The sequence below is a fragment of the Chryseobacterium sp. W4I1 genome, from assembly GCF_030816115.1.
GTDB lineage: Bacteria > Bacteroidota > Bacteroidia > Flavobacteriales > Weeksellaceae > Chryseobacterium.
In genome coordinates, this window is sequence record NZ_JAUSXQ010000001.1 from 3646765 (window position 1) to 3667605 (window position 20841).

General features: G+C 37.2%; 21 protein-coding genes and 1 riboswitch. Of the genes, 12 read left to right on the forward strand and 9 right to left on the reverse strand.

Annotated elements, in window-relative coordinates:
* Nucleotides 1-10: 10 nt before the first annotated feature.
* The 7 genes from QF044_RS16955 to QF044_RS16985 form a co-directional block, all read right to left on the reverse strand.
* Nucleotides 11-598, reverse strand: coding sequence for a thiamine phosphate synthase (locus QF044_RS16955; RefSeq protein ID WP_307269797.1), 588 nt, complete (start codon nucleotides 596-598; stop codon nucleotides 11-13).
* Nucleotides 595-2406 (reverse strand): phosphomethylpyrimidine synthase ThiC, encoded by a 1812-nt coding sequence (thiC, locus tag QF044_RS16960; protein ID WP_307269799.1) that lies wholly within the window; start codon nucleotides 2404-2406, stop codon nucleotides 595-597. The genes QF044_RS16955 and thiC overlap by 4 nt, the downstream gene beginning before the upstream one ends.
* Nucleotides 2407-2432: 26 nt before the next feature.
* Nucleotides 2433-2639: a sulfur carrier protein ThiS gene (gene thiS / locus QF044_RS16965; protein WP_307269802.1), complete on the reverse strand. Its 207-nt coding sequence runs from the start codon at nucleotides 2637-2639 to the stop codon at nucleotides 2433-2435.
* 58 nt (nucleotides 2640-2697) lie between these two features.
* Nucleotides 2698-2795: riboswitch (TPP riboswitch) on the reverse strand.
* Nucleotides 2796-2917: 122 nt separating this feature from the next.
* Entirely contained in the window at nucleotides 2918-3595 is a 678-nt protein-coding gene (locus QF044_RS16970) for an RluA family pseudouridine synthase (protein WP_307269805.1), read from the reverse strand.
* A 3-nt stretch (nucleotides 3596-3598) separates the two neighbouring features.
* Nucleotides 3599-3919: a hypothetical protein gene (locus QF044_RS16975; protein WP_307269808.1), complete on the reverse strand. Its 321-nt coding sequence runs from the start codon at nucleotides 3917-3919 to the stop codon at nucleotides 3599-3601.
* 3 nt (nucleotides 3920-3922) lie between these two features.
* Nucleotides 3923-4738: a 3-methyl-2-oxobutanoate hydroxymethyltransferase gene (gene panB, locus QF044_RS16980; RefSeq protein ID WP_099765632.1), complete on the reverse strand. Its 816-nt coding sequence runs from the start codon at nucleotides 4736-4738 to the stop codon at nucleotides 3923-3925.
* A gap of 63 nt (nucleotides 4739-4801) precedes the next feature.
* A complete protein-coding gene (locus tag QF044_RS16985; RefSeq protein WP_090026477.1) occupies nucleotides 4802-5515 on the reverse strand; it encodes a Crp/Fnr family transcriptional regulator in 714 nt (237 codons plus the stop codon).
* Nucleotides 5516-5603: 88 nt separating this feature from the next.
* Between QF044_RS16985 and QF044_RS16990 the strand changes: the two genes are divergently transcribed.
* The 12 genes from QF044_RS16990 to QF044_RS17045 all read left to right on the forward strand — a co-directional run bounded on the left by QF044_RS16990 (nucleotide 5604) and on the right by QF044_RS17045 (nucleotide 18895).
* Nucleotides 5604-7982 carry a heavy metal translocating P-type ATPase metal-binding domain-containing protein gene (locus QF044_RS16990; RefSeq protein ID WP_307269815.1) on the forward strand — a complete coding sequence of 793 codons (2379 nt, stop codon included), beginning with the start codon at nucleotides 5604-5606 and terminating at the stop codon, nucleotides 7980-7982.
* A 109-nt stretch (nucleotides 7983-8091) separates the two neighbouring features.
* Nucleotides 8092-8316 carry a cbb3-type cytochrome oxidase assembly protein CcoS gene (gene ccoS / locus QF044_RS16995; RefSeq protein WP_307269817.1) on the forward strand — a complete coding sequence of 75 codons (225 nt, stop codon included), beginning with the start codon at nucleotides 8092-8094 and terminating at the stop codon, nucleotides 8314-8316.
* 5 nt (nucleotides 8317-8321) lie between these two features.
* Nucleotides 8322-10583, forward strand: a complete 2262-nt coding sequence (gene ccoN / locus QF044_RS17000) for a cytochrome-c oxidase, cbb3-type subunit I (RefSeq protein WP_307269819.1) — start codon at nucleotides 8322-8324, stop codon at nucleotides 10581-10583.
* Nucleotides 10584-10599: 16 nt separating this feature from the next.
* Entirely contained in the window at nucleotides 10600-10797 is a 198-nt protein-coding gene (locus tag QF044_RS17005) for a cbb3-type cytochrome c oxidase subunit 3 (RefSeq protein WP_034740204.1), read from the forward strand.
* 10 nt (nucleotides 10798-10807) lie between these two features.
* Nucleotides 10808-11689: a cbb3-type cytochrome c oxidase N-terminal domain-containing protein gene (locus tag QF044_RS17010; protein ID WP_307269826.1), complete on the forward strand. Its 882-nt coding sequence runs from the start codon at nucleotides 10808-10810 to the stop codon at nucleotides 11687-11689.
* Nucleotides 11690-11784: 95 nt separating this feature from the next.
* Nucleotides 11785-13239 carry a cytochrome c oxidase accessory protein CcoG gene (ccoG, locus tag QF044_RS17015; protein ID WP_307269828.1) on the forward strand — a complete coding sequence of 485 codons (1455 nt, stop codon included), beginning with the start codon at nucleotides 11785-11787 and terminating at the stop codon, nucleotides 13237-13239.
* A 93-nt stretch (nucleotides 13240-13332) separates the two neighbouring features.
* Nucleotides 13333-13785, forward strand: a complete 453-nt coding sequence (locus tag QF044_RS17020; protein ID WP_307269830.1) for a FixH family protein — start codon at nucleotides 13333-13335, stop codon at nucleotides 13783-13785.
* A complete protein-coding gene (locus QF044_RS17025; RefSeq protein ID WP_307269833.1) occupies nucleotides 13776-14534 on the forward strand; it encodes a sulfite exporter TauE/SafE family protein in 759 nt (252 codons plus the stop codon). Before QF044_RS17020 ends, QF044_RS17025 begins: the two co-directional genes overlap by 10 nt.
* Before the next feature lie 20 nt (nucleotides 14535-14554).
* Nucleotides 14555-15292, forward strand: a complete 738-nt coding sequence (locus tag QF044_RS17030) for a hypothetical protein (protein WP_307269836.1) — start codon at nucleotides 14555-14557, stop codon at nucleotides 15290-15292.
* A gap of 125 nt (nucleotides 15293-15417) precedes the next feature.
* Nucleotides 15418-16599: a hypothetical protein gene (locus tag QF044_RS17035; protein ID WP_307269838.1), complete on the forward strand. Its 1182-nt coding sequence runs from the start codon at nucleotides 15418-15420 to the stop codon at nucleotides 16597-16599.
* A 4-nt stretch (nucleotides 16600-16603) separates the two neighbouring features.
* On the forward strand, nucleotides 16604-18022 hold the full coding sequence (locus QF044_RS17040; RefSeq protein WP_307269840.1) for a hypothetical protein: 1419 nt from the start codon (nucleotides 16604-16606) through the stop codon (nucleotides 18020-18022).
* 108 nt (nucleotides 18023-18130) lie between these two features.
* A complete protein-coding gene (locus tag QF044_RS17045; protein WP_307269842.1) occupies nucleotides 18131-18895 on the forward strand; it encodes a hypothetical protein in 765 nt (254 codons plus the stop codon).
* A gap of 81 nt (nucleotides 18896-18976) precedes the next feature.
* Here QF044_RS17045 and serS read toward each other — a convergent pair whose 3' ends face one another.
* On the reverse strand, nucleotides 18977-20245 hold the full coding sequence (gene serS, locus QF044_RS17050; RefSeq protein ID WP_307269844.1) for a serine--tRNA ligase: 1269 nt from the start codon (nucleotides 20243-20245) through the stop codon (nucleotides 18977-18979).
* 66 nt (nucleotides 20246-20311) lie between these two features.
* Entirely contained in the window at nucleotides 20312-20821 is a 510-nt protein-coding gene (locus tag QF044_RS17055) for a hypothetical protein (RefSeq protein ID WP_307269846.1), read from the reverse strand.
* Nucleotides 20822-20841: the final 20 nt, after the last annotated feature.

Sequence of the window (20841 nt, forward strand, 5' to 3'; positions counted from 1 at the left end):
TTTATGGGCTTCATAAAAGGATTTTATTTCTGCACTTTTTGAATGAATTTACAGGCTCATCACTTTCCCATATTCCACCTAAAAGCGCTGCTCCGTCCGCCCCATTTTCAAAGACCTTTTTGATGTTGTTTTCATTAATTCCTCCCAAGGCAATCAATTTAACATGATGATTATTCCTGTATTTAATATCATCGATAATAGTGGAATGCTCACCATATCCTTTTTTAGAGATACTTGGAAAATAAGGACTTATAAATGCATATTCCCATTCTTTTTTCAATCCATTAAAAGTATGAATATCATGTACTGAGGTTGAAATAATACTTCCGTTTGCATAAGGTTTAACTTTTCCTTCTAACCGGTCTGATTCTCTGAAATGAAACCGGGAAATATGATAATCCTTCCCCAGATCATCATATCCGTGCAGGACCAGCTGAGGATAAAATTCCTCATGGATACCGTACAGGAAATTTTTCATTTCTTCCCGGCTAATCATTGGTTTCCTGATGTGGAGCAGATCCAATCCTTCCTGAAACATCTGATTGATTATTTCTGTCTCGTTTTGAATTATAGTTTCAGGAGTGATCACCAGGATCATATATAAATTTCTTTTCCTTTCTCAATAAATTCCTGCGATTTATCCAGCATTCCTTTTTCTGCGGAATCCCGAATTTCCTGAGTAATTTTCATGGAACAGAATTTCGGACCGCACATAGAACAGAAGTGGGCAATTTTGGCTCCGTCCGCAGGAAGGGTTTCGTCATGATAAGCTCTGGCGGTCTCCGGATCTAATGAAAGATTGAACTGATCTTCCCATCTGAACTCAAATCTGGCCTTACTCAGTGCATTGTCCCTGTATTGGGCTCCGGGATGACCTTTCGCTAAATCTGCAGCATGTGCCGCTAATTTGTAAGTAATCACTCCAACTTTTACATCTTCTTTATTCGGAAGGCCTAAATGCTCTTTTGGGGTAACGTAGCAAAGCATCGCACAGCCGAACCATCCGATCATGGCCGCTCCGATACCGGAAGTAATGTGATCATAACCAGGCGCAATATCCGTGGTCAAAGGTCCTAATGTATAGAAAGGTGCCTCCTGGCATACCTCCAATTGTTTCTCCATATTTTCTTTGATCATGTGCATCGGGACGTGACCGGGACCTTCGATCATGACCTGTACGTTGTGTTTCCAGGCAATCTTGGTAAGCTCGCCTAAAGTTTCAAGTTCTGCAAACTGTGCAGCATCATTGGCATCCGCAATAGATCCCGGACGGAGACCATCCCCAAGGGAAAAAGCCACATCGTATTTCTTCATGATCTCACAGATCTCTTCAAAATGGGTATATAAAAAGTTTTCTTTATGATGGTAAAGACACCATTTTGCCATGATGGAACCTCCTCTGGAAACGATTCCCGTTACTCTTTTTGCGGTAAGATGGATGTATCTCAATAAAACTCCGGCATGGATGGTAAAATAGGATACGCCTTGTTCTGCCTGCTCGATCAGGGTGTCTTTGAAAACTTCCCATGTAAGATCTTCAGGAACTCCTTTTACTTTTTCCAAAGCCTGATAAATAGGGACTGTACCAATAGGAACCGGGCTATTTCTGATGATCCACTCTCTGGTTTCGTGGATGTTTTTTCCTGTGGAAAGATCCATAATGGTATCGGCACCCCATCGGCAGGCCCAAACCGCTTTTTCAACTTCTTCATCGATGCTTGATGAAACCGCACTGTTGCCGATGTTGGCATTGATTTTAACTAAGAAATTACGTCCGATAATCATCGGTTCACTCTCCGGGTGATTGATATTATTCGGAATGATTGCTCTTCCGGCAGCAATTTCATCCCTTACAAATTCAGGAGTGATCTTATTTTTAGGTGTATTGGCTCCAAAGCTGTTTCCGGGATGCTGAAAGGCCATTTCACCGGAGACTGTTTCCAGCTGCTCAATCCGTTGATTTTCCCTGATGGCTACATATTCCATTTCTGCCGTTATAATTCCCTGCTTTGCATAGTAAAGCTGGGTAAGTTCCAATCCCCCTTTAGCTACTTTCGGTTTATGATCATATGCAAAACGAAGTTCATCAAGACGGGAATCTGCAAGCCGTGCCTTTCCGTATTCTGAAGTAATGCCGTTCAAAATATTTACATCTTTCCTGTCTAGTATCCATTGCTCCCGGATTCTTGGAAGTCCTTTCATAATATCGATGGTTGCATTCTCATCGGTATACGGTCCGGAAGTATCATAAATGGTGACCGGAGCATTCTCTTCGAGTGTGCCGTTAGTAAGTTTAGTAGGACTTAAGTGGATTTCACGCATTGCTACGCTTACAGGATGTAGCTTTCCCTGAATATAAATTTTCTTAGCATTCGGAAATGGTGAACATGTGATTGAATGAGCCATAAGTTTTTTGTATTATTAAATGAGAATTATCCGCCCTGAGTGGCCGTAATAATTAAAACTGAATCTTTGTCTTTTAGGATTGTTTCTGCCCAGGCGGACATTGGAATAATACGGTTGTTGACCGCTACAGCGATGCCCTTTTTCTTTTCAGGGATCTCTACAGCCATGAGTGCTTCCAGATTATCAGGAAGTACTTCAAATGTTTTCGTTGTGTGGTTGATTGTAATTTCCATTCCTAATTATTTTATATATACTTTAGGAATGGCTATTATTGTACAATAGAATGTACAGCAAAAGTCATCTACTTTTCCCTACGCTGGTATAATCCAGATCAGGTTCAAAGGGTAAAGTCTCAGTCTGTAGATCTACAGACACCCCTAAAGTTGTGACGAAGGTAGGAATTTTTTCAGAACAGGCAAAATTTGTTTTTGGAATAAAAAAAAGACCACTTCAAGCTTGAAATGGTCTTATATTTTTAAGGTTCCTGATTTATAAATTAAATGCAGTAATTTTATTCTTCACAAGCCCTCCAGATGGCATCATTCTGAGGAACAGGAGCTATGATGTCTATTTTTTCTTTGGTGACCGGGTGAATAAACTCCAGTTTTCTTGCATGAAGATTGATGCCTCCATCCGGATTCGAACGAGGTGCTCCATATTTCAGATCTCCTTTAATCGGAATTCCTGTTTTGGAAAGCTGCGCCCGGATCTGATGATGTCTTCCGGTTTCAAGATCAATTTCAAGAAGCAAATAATTATCTAAAGTCTTTATTACATGATACGTAAGAATGGCTTCTTTTGCTCCCTCCGTTACTTTTGGAAAGACAATCGCTTTATTGTTCTTTTCATTTTTCTTTAAATAATGAACTAATCTCTGGCTTTGAGGAATCATTTCTTTCCCAACAACAGCCCAGTAGGTTTTCTTTACTTCCCTGTTTTTCACCATCTGGGTGAGACGGGAAAGAGCTTTGGAAGTTTTGGCATAAATAACCAAGCCCGATGTCGGGCGGTCTATACGATGAACCAAACCGAGAAAAACATTTCCCGGCTTAGCATCTCTTATTTTTATAAAATTCTTAATGGTATCCAGTAAGGATTCGTCGCCGGTTTTATCTCCCTGAACAAGTTGCCCTACTTTCTTATTAACAACCAAAAGATGGTTGTCTTCATATACAATTTGCTCCTTCATACTTTATGAGCGGTTGGGTCTGTTGGTAAAAGAAATCGCTATTCCTCCCAGAAGACCTATCGTTTTTAGAACTGAAAATTTAGACTCTTCCGGTAAACTTGCGCCTACTACACACAATAGTGCAGCCGCATACATGATATATGTGAAATTTTTATTGGAAAGTGTAGGTGCCTGAATAAGGAAACTGGCTCCTATCAGATAATAAAAAATTTTCCTTGAAAGAATATGGTTGATCTCGGGAGAAAATAAATTAAGCCATCCCGCTCCAAGGCAGATCAGCGCAGCAATTGATAAAATCCCCTGTATAGACTGTTGGTTCCTCATCAATTAGTAGCTTTCATTTTCATTAGGAAATTCAACATTTTTCACATCTTTTACGTACTGGGCAACTGCCCCCGTAATTTCCGTATAAAGATCAAGATATCTTCTCAAAAATTTTGGACTGAACCCTTTATTCATTCCAACCATATCATGATAGACAAGAACCTGTCCGTCACAATCAGCACCAGCTCCGATTCCAATGGTAGGAATAGTGATGCTTTCGGTTACTTTTTTAGCCAGATCAGCAGGAATTTTTTCTAAAACTACGGCAAAACAACCCAGTTCTTCCAAAAGCTGTGCATCAGCAATTAATTTCTCGGCTTCAGCTTCATCTTTTGCTCTTACTTTATACGTTCCGAATTTATAGATCGACTGTGGCGTCAATCCTAGATGTCCCATAACAGGAATTCCGGCATTGATGATTTTCTTAATAGATTTTGAGATCTCTTTTCCGCCTTCAATTTTTACAGCGTGAGCTCCTCCTTCTTTCATCATTCTTACTGCAGACTCCAATGCTTTTTCAGGATTACTCTGGTAAGTTCCGAAAGGAAGATCCGCTACAACAAGAGCCCTGTCGGTTCCTCTTACCACGCTTTGGGCATGGTAGATCATCTGATCCAGCGTAATAGGCAGCGTTGTTTCAAAACCGGCCATTACGTTCGCTGCAGAATCTCCGATCAAAACTGCATCAATTCCGCCTGCGTCTACCATTTTAGCCGTAGTAAAATCGTATGCGGTAAGCATTGTTATTTTCTCCTTGTCGAATTTCATTTTTCGCAAGGTTTCAGTCGTAACTTTTTTAATTTCAGAGTGAACAGACATAATTTATCTATTTTTTAAAAGTTAAAAAGTCGGCTTTCGCCGACTTAAGTTTTTGTATGATTGTTATAAAACTACGTGACCTAGTTTCATCAGTTTATCGTGGTTGAGAATTTTGATATTTCTTCCGTCTACTTCTATCAGACTGTCCTGTTTGAATTCGGAAATTAAGCGGATGGCGCTTTCTGTGGCAGTCCCGATGATGTTGGCAATTTCTTCTCTGGTGAGCGAAATTTTGATAAAGCCTTCAGGATCTACCCCCAATTTCTGCTCCAGCAAGATAAGAATTTCTGCCAGTCTTTCTCTTACTGTTTTCTGGGCAAGGAATGTAATGGTGTTGGATGACTCTCCCAATTCATAGGAGATTTTCTGAAGCATTGCGAAAGAAAGCTGCGGATCTACTTCCAGAAGATACATGAAAATATCTGCCGGTAAGAAAATACATTCAATGTCTGTCATAGCTTCTGCCTTTGCCTGGAAATTTTCCCCGCAAAGCAATGAACGATAGCCGATGATGTCCCCCTCTTTTATAAATCTTAAGATCTGGTCTTTTCCAAAAGCTCCGGACTTTGAAAGTTTAGCGGCTCCTTTTTCTAAAACGAATACTCCCTTTGGCGTTTCACCATCTTCAAAAATGGTGTCGTGCTTCTGAAAACTCAATCTTTTTTTGCCGTTAATATACTTTTCAAAATCAGTGCTAGAAAGTCTTTCCTTAAATGATTTATCATTAAAAACTCTGGCGAACCTCTCTTCAATTGCAATCTGTTGTTCCTGCGACATTTTATATGACATTTATCACAAAAATAGAACTTTTTAACACGATAAACAAAAAAAATTGTTATAATTTTGTAGTTCAATATATTATGTAGTGAGCGAGAACTGTTTTCATTGTGGTCAAGGGATAGAAAAAGAGAGAATTTTGTTTGATGAAAAGACTTTCTGTTGCAACGGATGTAAATCTGTTTACGAAATTCTGAATATCAATAATTTAGCTAATTTTTACGAACTTAATAAAAGAGCCGGAATCCGTCCTAATGATGAGAGCTCTTCACAGTTTGAATACCTTGACACTCCGGAAATCTTTGAAAAGGTAACTGATTTCTCTGAAGGAAACACCAGTCTCGTTACTTTCAAAATCCCTGTAATCCACTGTTCTTCATGTATCTGGCTACTGGAAAGCCTTCATACCCTTAACGAGGATATTAAATATTCTCAGGTGAACTTCACCAGAAAGACCCTACAGGTTTCATTTAATCATAACAATCTAAAATTAAGCGAACTAGCTAAATTTTTAAATAACCTGGGATATAAACCGGTGATCAATCTGGAAACAGCGGATAAAAACGTTGATCACCTGGACAAATCACTGCTTGTTAAACTGGCTATTGCCGGCTTTGCGTTTGGTAACGGAATGTTCCTGGCATTTCCTGAATACATTGGTGGAGAAGATTTTTGGATGCAGCAATACAAAGGGCTTTTCAGAAGCTTAACTTTCCTACTTGCTATTCCTGTAGTTTTTTATTCTGCTTCAGATTATTACAAATCCGCATGGTACGGACTGAAAAACAAGATTGTCAATATCGACGTGCCTATTGTTTTAGGTATTTTTGTCCTTTTCGGAAGAAGTGCCTATGAGGTAATAAGCGGTTACGGACCCGGCTATTTTGATACATTATGCGGACTTTTATTCTTCATGCTATTAGGTAAGATTTTCCAGAAGAGAACTTACAGCGCACTTTCCTATGACCGTGATTACAAATCATTTTACCCTATTGCCGTTACTAAAGTTGATTTCAATGGAAAACAACAGAACATTTTACTTTCCGAAATCAAAGTAGGAGACCGGATTTTAGTAAGAAACCAGGAATTAATTCCTGTAGATGCCATTTTAATTAATGGGGAGGGTAATATTGACAACAGCTTCATTACCGGAGAAAGTGAGAGCATCAGTAAACAACCGGGCGATAAGATTTTTGCCGGCGGAAAGCAAATCGGTTCTTCTCTTGAACTTGAGGTGATCAAAAATGTAGATCAAAGCTATTTAACCCAACTATGGAACAAAGAAGCATTTAAGAAGTATGAAACCGGTCTGGATACGCTGACCAATAACATCAGTAAATACTTCACTTTCATTATTTTAGGCATCACATTGATTTCCGGGATTTATTGGTCCACCATTGATATGGGAAAAATGTTCCAGGTTGTTTCTGCTATTCTGATCATTGCATGTCCTTGTGCGCTCGCTCTTTCAGCACCCTTTACATTTGGACATATTATGAGAATCCTCGGGAGAAATAAATTTTATGTAAAAGACACCCTGACGATTGAAAAAATAGCAAAGATTGACACTCTAGTATTTGACAAAACGGGGACCATTACCCACAGAAAGAAAACCAATATCAAATATGACGGTGTGGAGATTTCAGAATTTGATTTACTCAATATCAAAACATTACTGAAAAATTCTAACCACCCTCTTTCAAAATCTCTATATGATTTTATCGAGGTAAACGACGATTATTATTCCGTAGAAAATTTTGAGGAAATTTCAGGAAAAGGTTACGAAGCTCACATTAGAGGAAACATCTACAGGATAGGATCTGCAAAATACAACAATCAGGAATCTAAAAACCTGGAAACCGCAGTTTATGTAAGCAAAAATGGAGAATTCCTCGGAAAATTCATTTTCAAAAACGAATACAGAGATCATCTTAAAAATTTATTCAAGGTTCTCACCAGCTATAAGATCTTCATTCTTAGTGGAGACAACTCTTCTGAAGAAACCCAACTAAAAGACATTATTCCGAACTGTCAGGCTATGGCATTCAATCAAAGTCCGGAAGACAAGCTGAATTACATTAAGGAATTACAGGATAAAAACTTTAAAGTAGCCATGCTGGGAGATGGTTTAAATGATGCAGGAGCATTAAAACAAAGTAATGTTGGAATTGCCATTTCAGATGACACCAACAGCTTCACTCCTTCTTCAGATGTGATCATGAACGGTGACAAAGTAGTGGATCTTGATAAGTATCTGAACGTATGCAAAGGCTCGATCACTATTGTGAAAATGACATTCATAATCAGCTTTCTATACAACATCGTTGGTTTAAGCTATGCAGTGACAGGTCATATGGATCCACTCTTCGCAGCGATAATCATGCCAATAAGTTCGATCACGGTAGTTACCTTCACTACAATTTCAACCTGGATCCTGGGTAGAAAATACTTCAAAAAAGCGGCGTAGAAGCCCTTATTTAGACTGATTTTAAATTAGCAAGAATCGGTATTTCGTGATGAATGTCATTATTTTTCACTAAATTTGAACCCCGAAAATAGGTTAATTTTGTTGTCAAATGGATATTCTATATTTAATGATCTTATGCAGCGCTTCTTTGGCTGCAGTTTTCTTGATTATTTTTATAGTCAACGCTAGAAAAGGGCAGTTTGAAGATGATGAATCTCCAGCTGTTAGAATCCTCTTTGACTCCGGTGAAATAAAGGAAAAAGAGAAAAAAGGCAACAAAAAAGACGAGGAGAAAATAGGAGAAAATAATAAAATTGAAGAAAAAAGTGAATAGTTGATATGGAGACACAAAAGTTTAGTTATGACAACAGTATTGTTCGGGCATTCCTTTATGCGACCATAGTTTTTGGTTTTATAGGATTTTTGTTCGGACTTACAGCGGCATTAATGCTTTTCTACCCTGAGCTTCCTGAATTTTTATTTGGTACAGATGATACTACCATTCAGAGTTTAAAAAGTGGTAATATTCAAGGGCTGATAAATACTCATGGTGCATTTGGTTTTGGTAGAATCAGAATGTTGCACACCAATACCGTAATCTTTGCATTTGTATGTAACATTGTATATACCGGTGTTTATTACTCATTACAAAGATTATTAAAAACAAGAATGTACAGTGATACATTATCATGGTTACATTTCTGGACTTGGCAGTTTATGATTGTTGCTACGTTCATTACTTTCTTTATGGGGATCAATACCTCAAAAGAATATGCTGAGCACGAGTGGCCAATCGATATATTAATTGCATTCTCGTGGATCATTTTCGGGGCCAACATGTTCCTTACTATTGCTAAGAGAAGAGTAAGACACCTTTATGTAGCTATCTGGTTCTATATTGGTACTTGGATCGCTGTAGCAATGCTTCACATTTTCAACAATTTAGAAGTTCCGTTATCTTTTGCAGGATGGAAATCCTATTCAGCATACGCCGGAGTAAAAGATGCTATCGTACAGTGGTGGTACGGCCACAACGCTGTAGCGTTCATCCTGACGACACCGGTTTTAGGTTTGATGTATTATTTCTTACCAAAAGCTGCAGACAGACCGGTTTTCTCATATAAATTGTCTATTATTCACTTCTGGTCACTAATTTTTGTATACATCTGGGCTGGTCCTCACCACCTTCAGTATACGGCACTTCCAGCGTGGGTTCAGGCAGTATCTACAGGTTTCTCTATTATGCTTATCGCCCCTTCATGGGGAGGAATGCTGAATGGTCTTTTAACTTTAAGAGGAGCATGGGATAAAGTAAGAGAAAATCCTATTCTAAAATTCTTCGTGGTAGCTGTTACTTGTTATGGTATGGCAACATTCGAAGGACCGCTTTTAGCAACTAAAAACATCAACAAAATTGGTCACTTTACAGACTGGGTTATCGGTCACGTTCACTTAGGAGCTCTTGGATGGAATGGTTTCATGGCATTCGGGGTTATCTATTACCTTGTACCTATCATGTGGAGAACAAAAATATGGTCTGTAAAATTAGCTAACTGGCATTTCTGGTTAGGTACTTTAGGAATTATTTTCTATGCAGTTCCAATGTATATTTCAGGATTCACACAAGGTCTAATGTGGAAGCAGTTCAACCCGGACGGTACTTTGATGTACAAAAACTGGCTTGATACGGTAACTGCGATTATTCCTTACTTCAAAATGAGATTCTTAGGAGGATTCTTCTATATTTCCGGAGCAACTTTAATGATCATTAACGTTATTGCTACGGTAAGAAAAGGATCTTTCCAAAAAGAAGTTCCGGCAGAAGCCCCTGCTCTTGCTAATATTGGTAAAAAACGTAAAGAGGGAGAGGGAACTCACCTTTGGTTAGAAAGAATGCCTGTATTATTAGGTATCCTATCTTTCATCACTATATCTATAGGAAGTGTTATTGAAATTGTACCTACTTTGTCTCTAGACAAGAGTGTACCTACGATTTCAGCAGTAAAACCTTATTCTCCATTGGAGCTGGAAGGTAGAGATCTTTATATCCGTGAAGGATGTAACGCTTGCCACTCTCAGATGATCAGACCTTTCAGGGATGAAATCACGAGATTTAACGGTAAAAACGGACAATATTCTAAAGCGGGAGAGTTTATCTATGACAGACCATTCTTATGGGGATCTAAGAGAACAGGACCGGATTTACATAGAGAAGGAGGTAAAAACCCAAGTTCTTGGCATTACAAACACATGTACAACCCAAGATCTACCTCTGCGGGTTCTATCATGCCTCGTTACCCTTGGTTAATTGCTACCAACTTAGATAGAACTAAAATGGTTGACAAAATGAAGCTGATGAAGAATGCATTTGACGTTCCTTACAGTAAAGCTGAAATAGACTCTGCCAATACATGGGCAGACAACCAGGCAAAGAAAATCGTGAAAGATATCTTCTCTGAAGCTAATGACCTTAAGGTAGCTTATGCTAAGAAACCTCAGGGAGAATTGGAGAAAAAAGAGATTGTAGCTCTTATCTCTTATCTTCAGAGACTAGGTACAGATATCAAGACTACAGAAATAAAAACAGCAAGTACTAACTAAACATTAAAAGGTTCACATGATTCCTCAGAACTTTAAAGATATATTATCCAATACCGAAAACGCAGGCTTGTATCAAACATTGGCGCTGATATTCTTTATGATGTTCTTCGTAGCCCTAATAATATATGTATTTAGCAGGCCTAAAAAATATTATAAGGAAGAAGAAGAGGCACCTCTGGGAGATGATGAAGACGACTTTAATTTAAAAAATTAAACTATTTATTATGAAACAAAGAACACCTGTTGTTGTAAACATCTTAATAATAACTGGACTTCTAATAGTTTTTTATTATTTGTTTGTACAGAGCTACTCGTTCCTAGCTTCACCATACTTCTGGGGAACTGTTGTGATCAGTGCTATTTTAGCCTATATCCACAGTGCTATTGGAGATTTAATTGAGAACAATAAATTCAAAAAATTATCTCCGGAAGAAAAAGCAGCTTATTTAGCGGAAAAGAAAATTCCTTTCCTAAAAAGAATGTACGACAGTGCATTCAAAAAACAGTCTGCTACAGAAGAAAAAGATATTCTTATTGATCATGGTTTCGATGGGATTATGGAATTAGATAATCAACTTCCAAAATGGTGGGTAGGATTATTCTATTTTGGGACTGCTTTTTGTATTATATACATTGCAGCGTTTGCTTTCACAGATTTTGCACATCCATTAAATGAATATGAGCAGGAATATAAAGAGCAGATGGCGAGTATTGCAGATTATGAAAAGAACCAGCCTCCTGTAACCATTGAAACAGCAAAATACTCTGCAGACAATATCGCAGAAGGTAAAGAGTTATTCAAAACCAACTGTGCATCTTGTCACAAAGAAGACGGAAGTGGTGGTATCGGTCCAAACCTTACGGATAACTTCTGGATCAACCAGCCTGAGAAAACTCTGTTTAAAAATGTTTTCCACATGGACTGGAACGGTTCTCCTACCAACCCTGCGATGAGAGCATTTGGTAAAAACGGTGAAGTTTCCGGTGCAGAGATCGAAAAGATTGCAGCTTATGTATATCATATCAATCAGGAACAAGCACCAGTAACACCGGCTCAGGGAGGAGCTGCTCCTCAAGGAACTGAAGCACATTGGGAAAAAGAATAATTTTAAAAAAATTAGAAACATATGAAAAAAACATAATTTGTTATTAAAAAAAATAGTAACGAATTATGTTTTTTCTTTTTTAAATATATTACAAAATGTCAGATATAGAAGAAATAGAAGTACGCGGCGGACAGGGACAGGTTCTGGACCCTGAGACTTACAGAGATTCTATCGGGACAATGGAGCAATCCGGTAAGAGAAAATGGGTATTCCCCAGAAAACCAAAAGGGAAATACACCAACTACAGGAATCTTGTAAGCTATGCTTTATTAATTATTTATTTTACGGTACCATTCCTTAAAATCAATGGTAACCCGTTCTTTTTATTCAACGTTATCGATAGAGAATTTTACGTCTTCGGACAGCCTTTCTATCCACAGGACTTTTTTATCCTGACTTTAGGTGCTATTGCGTCATTAATCTTTATTATCATTTTTACGATTGCATTCGGAAGAATTTTCTGCGGGTGGATATGCCCTCAGACAATTTTTATGGAATCTATCTTCCGTAAAATTGAATACTTAATTGAAGGTGACCGAAACAAGCAGATGAAGCTGGACAGACAGGAATGGAACAGCGAAAAAATCTGGAAACGTAGCTTGAAATGGAGTGTTTACGTTGTGATTTCCCTGATCATCACTCACTTTATGCTCATGTATATCGTTGGCTATAAAGAGATCTTCAGAATTATATCAGAAGGGCCGTTTGCCCATCCTACCAATTTTATTGTAATGGTTCTGTTCTCAGCAGCATTTTACTTTGTATTTGCGTGGTTCAGAGAGCAGGTTTGTACCTTGGTTTGTCCTTACGGAAGATTACAGGGTGTTCTGATTGATAAAGATACAATTAACGTTTTCTATGATTTTAAAAGAGGAGAAAACAGAGCAAAATGGAGAAAAGGCGAAGACCGTAAAGCTGCCGGAAAAGGAGACTGTATAGACTGTCACCAGTGCGTGGTTGTTTGTCCTACGGGAATAGACATCAGAGATGGACAACAGTTGGAATGTATTAACTGTACAGCCTGTATCGATGCTTGTGATGAAGTCATGGAAAAAGTAGGTCTTCCAAAAGGACTGATAAGATATGCTTCTGAGAATGAGATCGAAAATCACACCCAGTTTAAATTTACAGGTAGAATGAAAGGTTTTGCAGTCGTTCTTGCTTTACTGGTTGGATTTTTAGGATTTCTTCTGAACAGCCGTGGCGAAATGGAGGCTAAATTCATTAAACCGGCAGGAAGTACATTCTTCGTAAGAGATGGAAAGATCATTAATACTTACAATTATACGTTCCTTAATAAAACCAACGATAAAAAGATTGTTACCATAAAAGTTGTCGAGCCTACTCATGGAGAGATTATCTACAGTGGATCAAGCAAAATTCAGGTAGACAGAGATAAAATTTCCAAAGGAACGATCAGTATCAGTTTTCCTGAAGATGAAATGAAACTTTCAAAACAGAATGTAACGATCGGAGTTTATGATATGAAAGGGAAGCTTATAGATTCTTATCAGACCTATTTTGAAGGACCATTCAAACTACAATTTTAATTTCAAGCAACCTCTATCATTCAACGTTTATAAGTGATGTAAAGTCATAGAGGGTGCTTATGACTACAAAATCAAATAAAAAATCCGGAAGAAATGAAAAACTTTAGTTGGGGACACGGTGTTGTAATTGCATTATTTGCATTCATTATTTTTATATTATCCATGTTGTTTCTGTTCCCGAACGGGCAAAAGAATTCCGAAATGGTAACCGATAATTATTATGAAGAAGAGCTTAAGTATCAGGACGTGATTGATGCTAAGCAAAAAGCAGACGATCTTCAGGAAAAACCAGTATACAGCCAGGAAAAAGAGGGTATCAGGATCACTTTTCCGAAAGAATATAACAATTCTAATACTACGGTAAAATTTGTTTTAAACAGAACCGAAGACCAGAATTTAGACATCAAGAAATCTGTACAGCTTGACGCACAACAGTCGATTTTAATACCTGCACAGGTATTGAAAGTAGGAAACTATACCTTGAGACTGATGTGGACGAAAGACAAAACAGACTATAGAATGGATTACGATGTGATATGGAAATAGGACTTATTTTATCGGCTATTGCTTTAGGCTTCGCTTCCGGCTTTCATTGTATCGGGATGTGCGGACCTATTGCCTTATCGATGGGATTGACCAAAAAACAGGCCACCAATTTTTATCTTCAAAACCTTACCTACCAGTTCGGCAGGATATTTACCTACTCTTTATTAGGAGCGATTCTTGGTATTATAGGCGAAGGTTTTGAGATGGCTGGATTTCAGCAGTATCTTACAATTATTGCCGGAGTTCTTCTGATCATTATGGCTTTGTTTTCATTTGGAGGAAAAGATTTTGCTTCCAAGATCCCTTTTCTTTCTAAATTCCTGTTTTCTATAAAATCCAATTTAGGCAGATTATTGCAGAAAGCAGATTACCGATCCAGATTTTCCACAGGGGTTCTTAATGGCTTTCTTCCTTGCGGAATGGTTTATATGGCATTGACAGCAAGTCTGGCAAGCGGAGGGATATGGCAGGGAGCTTCATATATGGCTTTATTTGGGTTGGGAACACTTCCATTCATGTTTGCGGTAGTTTTGGCCGGAAACCTCGTGAATCAGGCTTTCAGGGTAAAAGTTTTAAAAGCCGTCCCTGTAATCATGATCATTTTAGGAGGTTTGTTTATCCTGAGAGGTCTTGAGTTGGGAATTCCTTACATTTCTCCAAGGGCCGAAGCTATGACTATTTCCAGAGACCATAACGGAGCCAATTGCCACATTGAAGGACACGATCACAGTTCAGCAAACTGTCATTAATACAAGACTAAACAACCCCCATGAAACTACTTTTATTATTCATTGCAGCAGCTTTTGTATTGCAATCCTGTACCATCAATTCTGAAATCTTATACCATACAGATGCTGCATCTACTTCCGTCACTGATATTGACATGAGACAGTTCATTTCTGAAATGAAATCTATGACTCCAGATTCTCTGAAACAGCAGAAAGAATTCGGAGAATTTGATAAACTTCCAACAGTCTGGACCAGTCTTTACGATATTGAAAAGAAGGAGGGAAAACTGAAAACTCAGGATAAAGATTCTATCCGGATCATGCAGAACATCTTCATGAAAACAAATAAAGAAAATAACGAGCCAGCCGGTTTTTCTCTAAAAATGGAGCACTTTACCCAGCCAGACTATCAGATGTTAAGCAGCTACAACAAAAAGGAAAAGCTTCCACTGGATCAGAATATTTTCAACAACTGGGACGGAAAAACGTTGACGATCAATACGGACAATTTCAATCTTAAAAACATTGAAGAAACTCTACGGAGCAAGACTTCAAAAGAAGAAGCAAGCCAAGTGGAGGGAATGGTCACCATGTTCTTTAAAAGCATTGGAACAACACTGAAATTTGAAAACAAAATAAAATCCATTACCGGAAAACATGATTGGGTGAAACAAATCGATAGCAAAACAATAAAGATTGATTATGACCTGAAAGCAATGTATGATCCAGAAATGAAATTAAAAAACGCAGACAAAAAAATCATTATTGTCACAGAATAATCAAAAGACGACTGAATATCAGTCGTCTTTTGATTTATATTTTAAATCCATTTACATAAAAGATTAACAAATTATAGTTTTTACTTAAAAATATTATCTTTGAATTCTTAATATAATAAATAATCATGACAAAAATTTTACTATCTCTTATTTTTATGTCAGCAATCAGTTTAAATGCACAAAGCATTAATTCTGAAACAGTTGATTTTCGTGTTTTAAAAGCACCACAAACTTCAATTAGCGAAAATTCCCGGACTTATAATATTACGGTAAACTCTCCTTATAATCTGACTAAGGAAGATGTAATAAAGCAATCTAAAAAAGAACATCAGGAAGCTCTTGCTAATTTCAGCAATACGATTGCAGAAAGCCAAAGTAACTATCAACAGGCACTTAAAGATTATAATGAAGAGATCATAAAAGCAAAAGAGAAATTTGCAATTGAATCAGCAGAATTTAAAAAAATGAGTCTTTTAGAGCGTCTTACTATGCAGGAAAAAGGACTAAAACCGCAACTTCAACTTCCTTCTAAACCTATTTATTCCAAACCTACTCCTCCGGTATACAGGGAACCTTATCTGAATGACTATTTTATTGTAGACAATAATGTTTTAGCTTCTCAAATTTCGATTGACGGTTATAAAAAAGGAACTCCTAATGTAGATGTTTACGTTACAATGGAAAAAGTAAACTTTCAGGATAATGCGGGACAGACTTACGCCAATCAACCGACAAAAATAGTTGTAAAAGAAAATGGAACTGAGAAAATTAATACAACAATTTCTCAAGACTTCGTCTTTGTATCTTCACAACCTTCTGATAACATCAATAAGCCCGCAGAAGAAAAGAAATATCTTGGAAACAATATTAAGGCAATTAATACTTTCTTAAATGATAATTACGGATATAAGACACTCAACAAACAGGTAAAACTGGAATTTGTGAAAAATAAAGGTGAATTTGACGATTTAGAAAAAGCACATATTTATGTGACAACCAATTTAAGAAAGTTACAGGCTAACTCTGATCAGACTAATAACAATATTGCTTTTGCCAATATGAAAAAAGGGACAGACATTTGGGAACAAGCTCTGAAAAAAGTTAATTATAAAGATAAAAAAGCTGCTTATAATGCTAAAATCGGCAAATTCCTTAATTTCAATTTAATAAGACTGAATGTTGCTCTTGAAAACAAAAAGGAAGCAGAAAAGTATCTTAATGAAATGCAGGAAAAACTTGTAGATCTGGATTTGTCTTACAATGAGAAAGCAGAATTAAAGCAATTAGAAAACCAGATTTATAAATAGAATCATGAAACTAAGAACATTTACAGCATTAGCTATTTGTATCTCTTCCATAGCCTTTGCGCAGAGTAATTACAAGTATGGAAACAAGTTTGATTTTGACGCTACTCAAGAAAAGGATGTAAAATTAATTACCGGCGGTAATGATGGTTACTACATGCAAAGCAGCATCAATGAAAACAGCATCCGCAGCAACAATAAAATATTCGTAAGAAAGTTTGATAATTCAAACAATTTAAAGCAAACTTTTTCCCACGAAATGCCCCAAATAGAAAAGTACGCACCTATTAATTATCTGGGAAGCTTTGAATCTGGAAATAAAATTGTTTTTATTACAGAAACCTATGCCGGAAAAGTAAAAAAGAAAGACATTTATAAAATTATTTTCGATAAAACCACAGAAACATTTACTAATGAGTTGCTTGTTTCTTACCCTATCGAATCTACAATGAAGTCAGGAACTACCTATTTCGAAAAATCTGAGAATGGCAGATATGGTGCTGTTGTCTTCTACCAACACTCCCCTAGAAAAGAGCCTGTAAAGATAAGCATCCATGTCATTGATACCGGAAGCCTGAAATCTGTATGGAATAAAGAGGTTACCGGAGAAGCAGGAAGCTCAGATACTGAATTTTTTGTGACTAATTCAGGAAATATAGGATTGCTAAGGTCTGTGAATCAAAATGCATCACTTCTTTTTGTTACTGCTTCAGCACAGGAAGAAAAATTCTTTACAGAAAAAATGAAGATCATTAGTGAAACAGCTGTATCTATTGGTGATAAAGATTATCTAATTGCATTTAACAGCACTCCTAAAACGGTAAAGTTTAATGCCAGTAATTTCGAAAATTTAATGCTGTATGATATTAATGAAGGAAAAATCATTGCTAATGAAGTGGTAGCACCATACAACGATGGCAGTAAAATAGCAGATGTCTTTATCCCTTATACTTATGTAAGTGGAGATAAAATTTACATTTTTACAGAAAGCAAACTGGATGCTGGTACAAGAAATGTAAAATCTCCTATGGGAACTATGATGATTACCGAAACTTATTATAAAGCCGGAGATCCTAGGATAGTAGCTATAAATACTGCTACAGGAAAAATAGAGTCTGTAACAAAACTAAACAGTGAAAGAACTGCTGAACTGGAAATGCACTCTTTAGGAATTGTTAATATAAAAGGGAATTATATATTTAAAGCAGGGTCATTGTTAAACTTCTCTGCTATCAATTTTGAAAACAATAGTGGTAGACCACTTGCATCTCTTGCTAAGGCTACAGGCAAGGACCCATATTTCGGAGATGGTTATCCTTATAATCAAGCCTTACTTTACAGACCTGAGCTAAAGACTTTGGCTTATCCAAGAGTACTCGGAAATCAAGCCAGTATCATTACCGTCGAAAATTTTGAAGGAAAATAAACCGATACAATAATAGAACAAAAACTGCTGAATTCCAGCAGTTTTTTTATTGGTATTTGTTTTGTAATATTAAATGGAACAATAAAAATTCTCACAATGATAAAATATATGAAATTTCTATGGGTCGCCATTCTTTTTGGTGCACTCCAGTCCTGCTCTATCAATACGGAAACTACGTATTATAAAGACGCTGCAACCAGTATGCAGTCTAATATCCTGATGGACAAAAGTGTAATGGGAATGATGAGCATGATGGGGCAAGATCCGAAAAAGCTGAACGATCTTGATAAGCTCCCAACTGATTGGACAAGTCTCTACAATGTTCAGAAGCACGGAAAAGTAACCCTTAATGAAGATTCGGTGAAAGTGCTGAAAAAGGTCTACATGAAAGTAGATAAGGACAAGAACGAAATTATTGGTCTTTCCTTGAAATATGATAAGCTGATGCCTTCTGAGATCACTCAGCTTTTGGCCAGTGATAAGCGTTTAAAGAAAATACCTCTGCAGGATATTGCCGTGTGGAACGGAAAATCTTTAACGATTAATACGGATAAATTTAATTCTGATGGTATCCTGAAGATGCTGGAAGAAAAAGATACCACAGAAAACAAAGTTCCGCAGACTAAAAGTGATTCTGTAGAAGCCTACGGAAAACAAATGGCCTCAGGAATGGTTGGAATGCTGAGAATGTTCAACCTTACATTTACCAACACCCTGAAATTTCAGAAACCTATCAAAAATATTGAAGGAAAGCATGATTTCGTAAAACAGATTGACAATAAAACGATTCAGATCGTGGTAAGATCCAATGACCTTATAGACAACAAAAATCTTGTCAATAAAGATAAAAAAGTAGTTATCACTACTGAATAATATATTGTTAACGATAAAAATACAATAGAAAATCCCCTTCCAAAACTGAAAGGGGATTATTTATTATTGCTTATTCATTTTCTAGCTGATCAGATCGAATCTTGCATATTCAGCAATCTTCTTAGGAATTCTGATTCCTTCTTCTGTCTGATTATTTTCCAGTAATGCAGCCATAATTCTTGGAAGAGCCATTGCTGAACCGTTTAAGGTATGCACCAGCTGAGACTTTCCTTCTGTTTTGTAACGGCATTTCAGACGGTTAGACTGAAAGGTCTCAAAATTAGAAACAGAGCTTACCTCCAGCCACATTTCTTGCGCTGCACTCCATACTTCAAAATCATACGTCATGGCTGCCGCAAAACCTGTATCTCCACCGCAAAGTCTCAATACTCTGAACGGAAGTTCAAGATCAGTTAAGATCTCTTTGATATGCTCTACCATTTCTTCTAAAACAGCATAAGAATTTTCAGGCTTTTCAAGTCTTACGATCTCTACCTTTTCAAACTGGTGAAGACGGTTCAGACCTCTTACATGTGCTCCGTAGCTACCCGCTTCTCTTCTGTAGCACTGAGAGAATGCTGTATTTTTGATCGGAAGATCTTTTTCTTCAAGCAATACATCACGGTAAAGGTTGGTTACCGGAACTTCTGCTGTAGGAATTAAATACAGGTCATCTGCTCCCACATGATACATCTGCCCTTCCTTATCCGGAAGTTGTCCTGTACCGTAGCCTGAAGCTTCATTCACAACGTGAGGAGGGTTCACCTCCATATATCCTTTTTCAACATTCTTATCTAAGAAATACTGAACCAAAGCTCTCTGAAGTCTTGCTCCTTTACCCAGATAAACAGGGAAACCGGCACCGGCAATTTTCACTCCAAGTTCAAAATCAATCAGGTTATATTTTTTGGCTAGTTCCCAGTGCGGAATGGCACCTTCTCCAAGGCCTTCCACGGTATGAGACTGAAAAATATTTTCGTTATCTTCTGCAGAAACTCCACTTTTCACCAATTCATAAGGAATGTTGGGGATCTGGTATAAAATATCCAGCAAAGTTTTCTCTGTTACATCCAATTGGGACTGCAGTTCTTTACTCGACTCCTTGAATTGTGCTGTTTTAGATTTTGAGGACTCCGCTTCTTCTTTCTTTCCTTCCTTCATCAAAAGTCCGATTTCTTTGGAGATTTTGTTGATCTCGGAAAGCTGGGAATCTAGTTCAAACTGGATTCTTTTTCTTTCGTCGTCAGCAGCGATCGCATCGTCTACCAACCCAAGATTCTTGAATTGTCTTTTTTGAAGACCTTCTAAAACGCGTTCTTTATTGTCGCGTAAAAAATTGACTTGTAACATTTTATTGAGATGTTAAATATTAGATGTTAAACTTAAATCCTAAGCTAACAGTTTTGCAAATTTAAATTATTTTATGATAGTAAAGGTATTTATAGCATTGGGTGCATCCGCAGCTTTGGAAAATACAACCTCATTATTGTAACGGACTTCCGAAACCTGAAATAGTGAGGGCGTCCAGCGGTAATAAATTTCCATCACATCAGTAACGGGAACCACCTGATTATTCACAGTTCTGCTAAGTGAGAAAGTCATTTTCGACTGGTATGTTTTGTTTTCAGGGCTGATAGAGTCCTTTATAATTCTTTTAGCACCACTTAAATATTCAAAATAAAATAAAGAATCTGTGGTCATTTTAAGCGGAATGGCTACTGGTGCAATATCTGTTGTCCCATTATTATCATTCACTGAAAAAGTAGTGTAGGATCCTGCCTTTTTAGCATTTAACAGATCTTGTCCGGCTTTGTTTTGCATATAGATATTCAAGGTCTGATCAATTCTTTGTAAGGAATCGTCATCGCTGCCGCAACTGAGTGTTACAAAAAGTAAAGATAATATTCCAAAAACTGAATTCTTCATAAGACAAAGGTAACAAAGAT

Bases quoted from the DNA above. Each gene is read 5' to 3' on its own strand.
- thiS (WP_307269802.1), bottom strand. From the start codon at position 2,639: ATGGAAATTACAATCAACCACACAACGAAAACATTTGAAGTACTTCCT.
- serS (WP_307269844.1), bottom strand. From the start codon at position 20,245: ATGTTACAAGTCAATTTTTTACGCGACAATAAAGAACGCGTTTTAGAA.
- QF044_RS17030 (WP_307269836.1), top strand. From the start codon at position 14,555: ATGAAACTACTTTTATTATTCATTGCAGCAGCTTTTGTATTGCAATCC.
- ccoN (WP_307269819.1), top strand. From the start codon at position 8,322: ATGGAGACACAAAAGTTTAGTTATGACAACAGTATTGTTCGGGCATTC.
- QF044_RS17045 (WP_307269842.1), top strand. From the start codon at position 18,131: ATGAAATTTCTATGGGTCGCCATTCTTTTTGGTGCACTCCAGTCCTGC.
- QF044_RS17025 (WP_307269833.1), top strand. From the start codon at position 13,776: ATGGAAATAGGACTTATTTTATCGGCTATTGCTTTAGGCTTCGCTTCC.
- QF044_RS17040 (WP_307269840.1), top strand. From the start codon at position 16,604: ATGAAACTAAGAACATTTACAGCATTAGCTATTTGTATCTCTTCCATA.
- QF044_RS16970 (WP_307269805.1), bottom strand. From the start codon at position 3,595: ATGAAGGAGCAAATTGTATATGAAGACAACCATCTTTTGGTTGTTAAT.
- QF044_RS16955 (WP_307269797.1), bottom strand. From the start codon at position 598: ATGATCCTGGTGATCACTCCTGAAACTATAATTCAAAACGAGACAGAA.
- ccoS (WP_307269817.1), top strand. From the start codon at position 8,092: ATGGATATTCTATATTTAATGATCTTATGCAGCGCTTCTTTGGCTGCA.
- QF044_RS16975 (WP_307269808.1), bottom strand. From the start codon at position 3,919: ATGAGGAACCAACAGTCTATACAGGGGATTTTATCAATTGCTGCGCTG.
- thiC (WP_307269799.1), bottom strand. From the start codon at position 2,406: ATGGCTCATTCAATCACATGTTCACCATTTCCGAATGCTAAGAAAATT.
- panB (WP_099765632.1), bottom strand. From the start codon at position 4,738: ATGTCTGTTCACTCTGAAATTAAAAAAGTTACGACTGAAACCTTGCGA.
- ccoG (WP_307269828.1), top strand. From the start codon at position 11,785: ATGTCAGATATAGAAGAAATAGAAGTACGCGGCGGACAGGGACAGGTT.
- QF044_RS17005 (WP_034740204.1), top strand. From the start codon at position 10,600: ATGATTCCTCAGAACTTTAAAGATATATTATCCAATACCGAAAACGCA.
- QF044_RS17055 (WP_307269846.1), bottom strand. From the start codon at position 20,821: ATGAAGAATTCAGTTTTTGGAATATTATCTTTACTTTTTGTAACACTC.
- QF044_RS16985 (WP_090026477.1), bottom strand. From the start codon at position 5,515: ATGTCGCAGGAACAACAGATTGCAATTGAAGAGAGGTTCGCCAGAGTT.
- QF044_RS17020 (WP_307269830.1), top strand. From the start codon at position 13,333: ATGAAAAACTTTAGTTGGGGACACGGTGTTGTAATTGCATTATTTGCA.
- QF044_RS17010 (WP_307269826.1), top strand. From the start codon at position 10,808: ATGAAACAAAGAACACCTGTTGTTGTAAACATCTTAATAATAACTGGA.
- QF044_RS17035 (WP_307269838.1), top strand. From the start codon at position 15,418: ATGACAAAAATTTTACTATCTCTTATTTTTATGTCAGCAATCAGTTTA.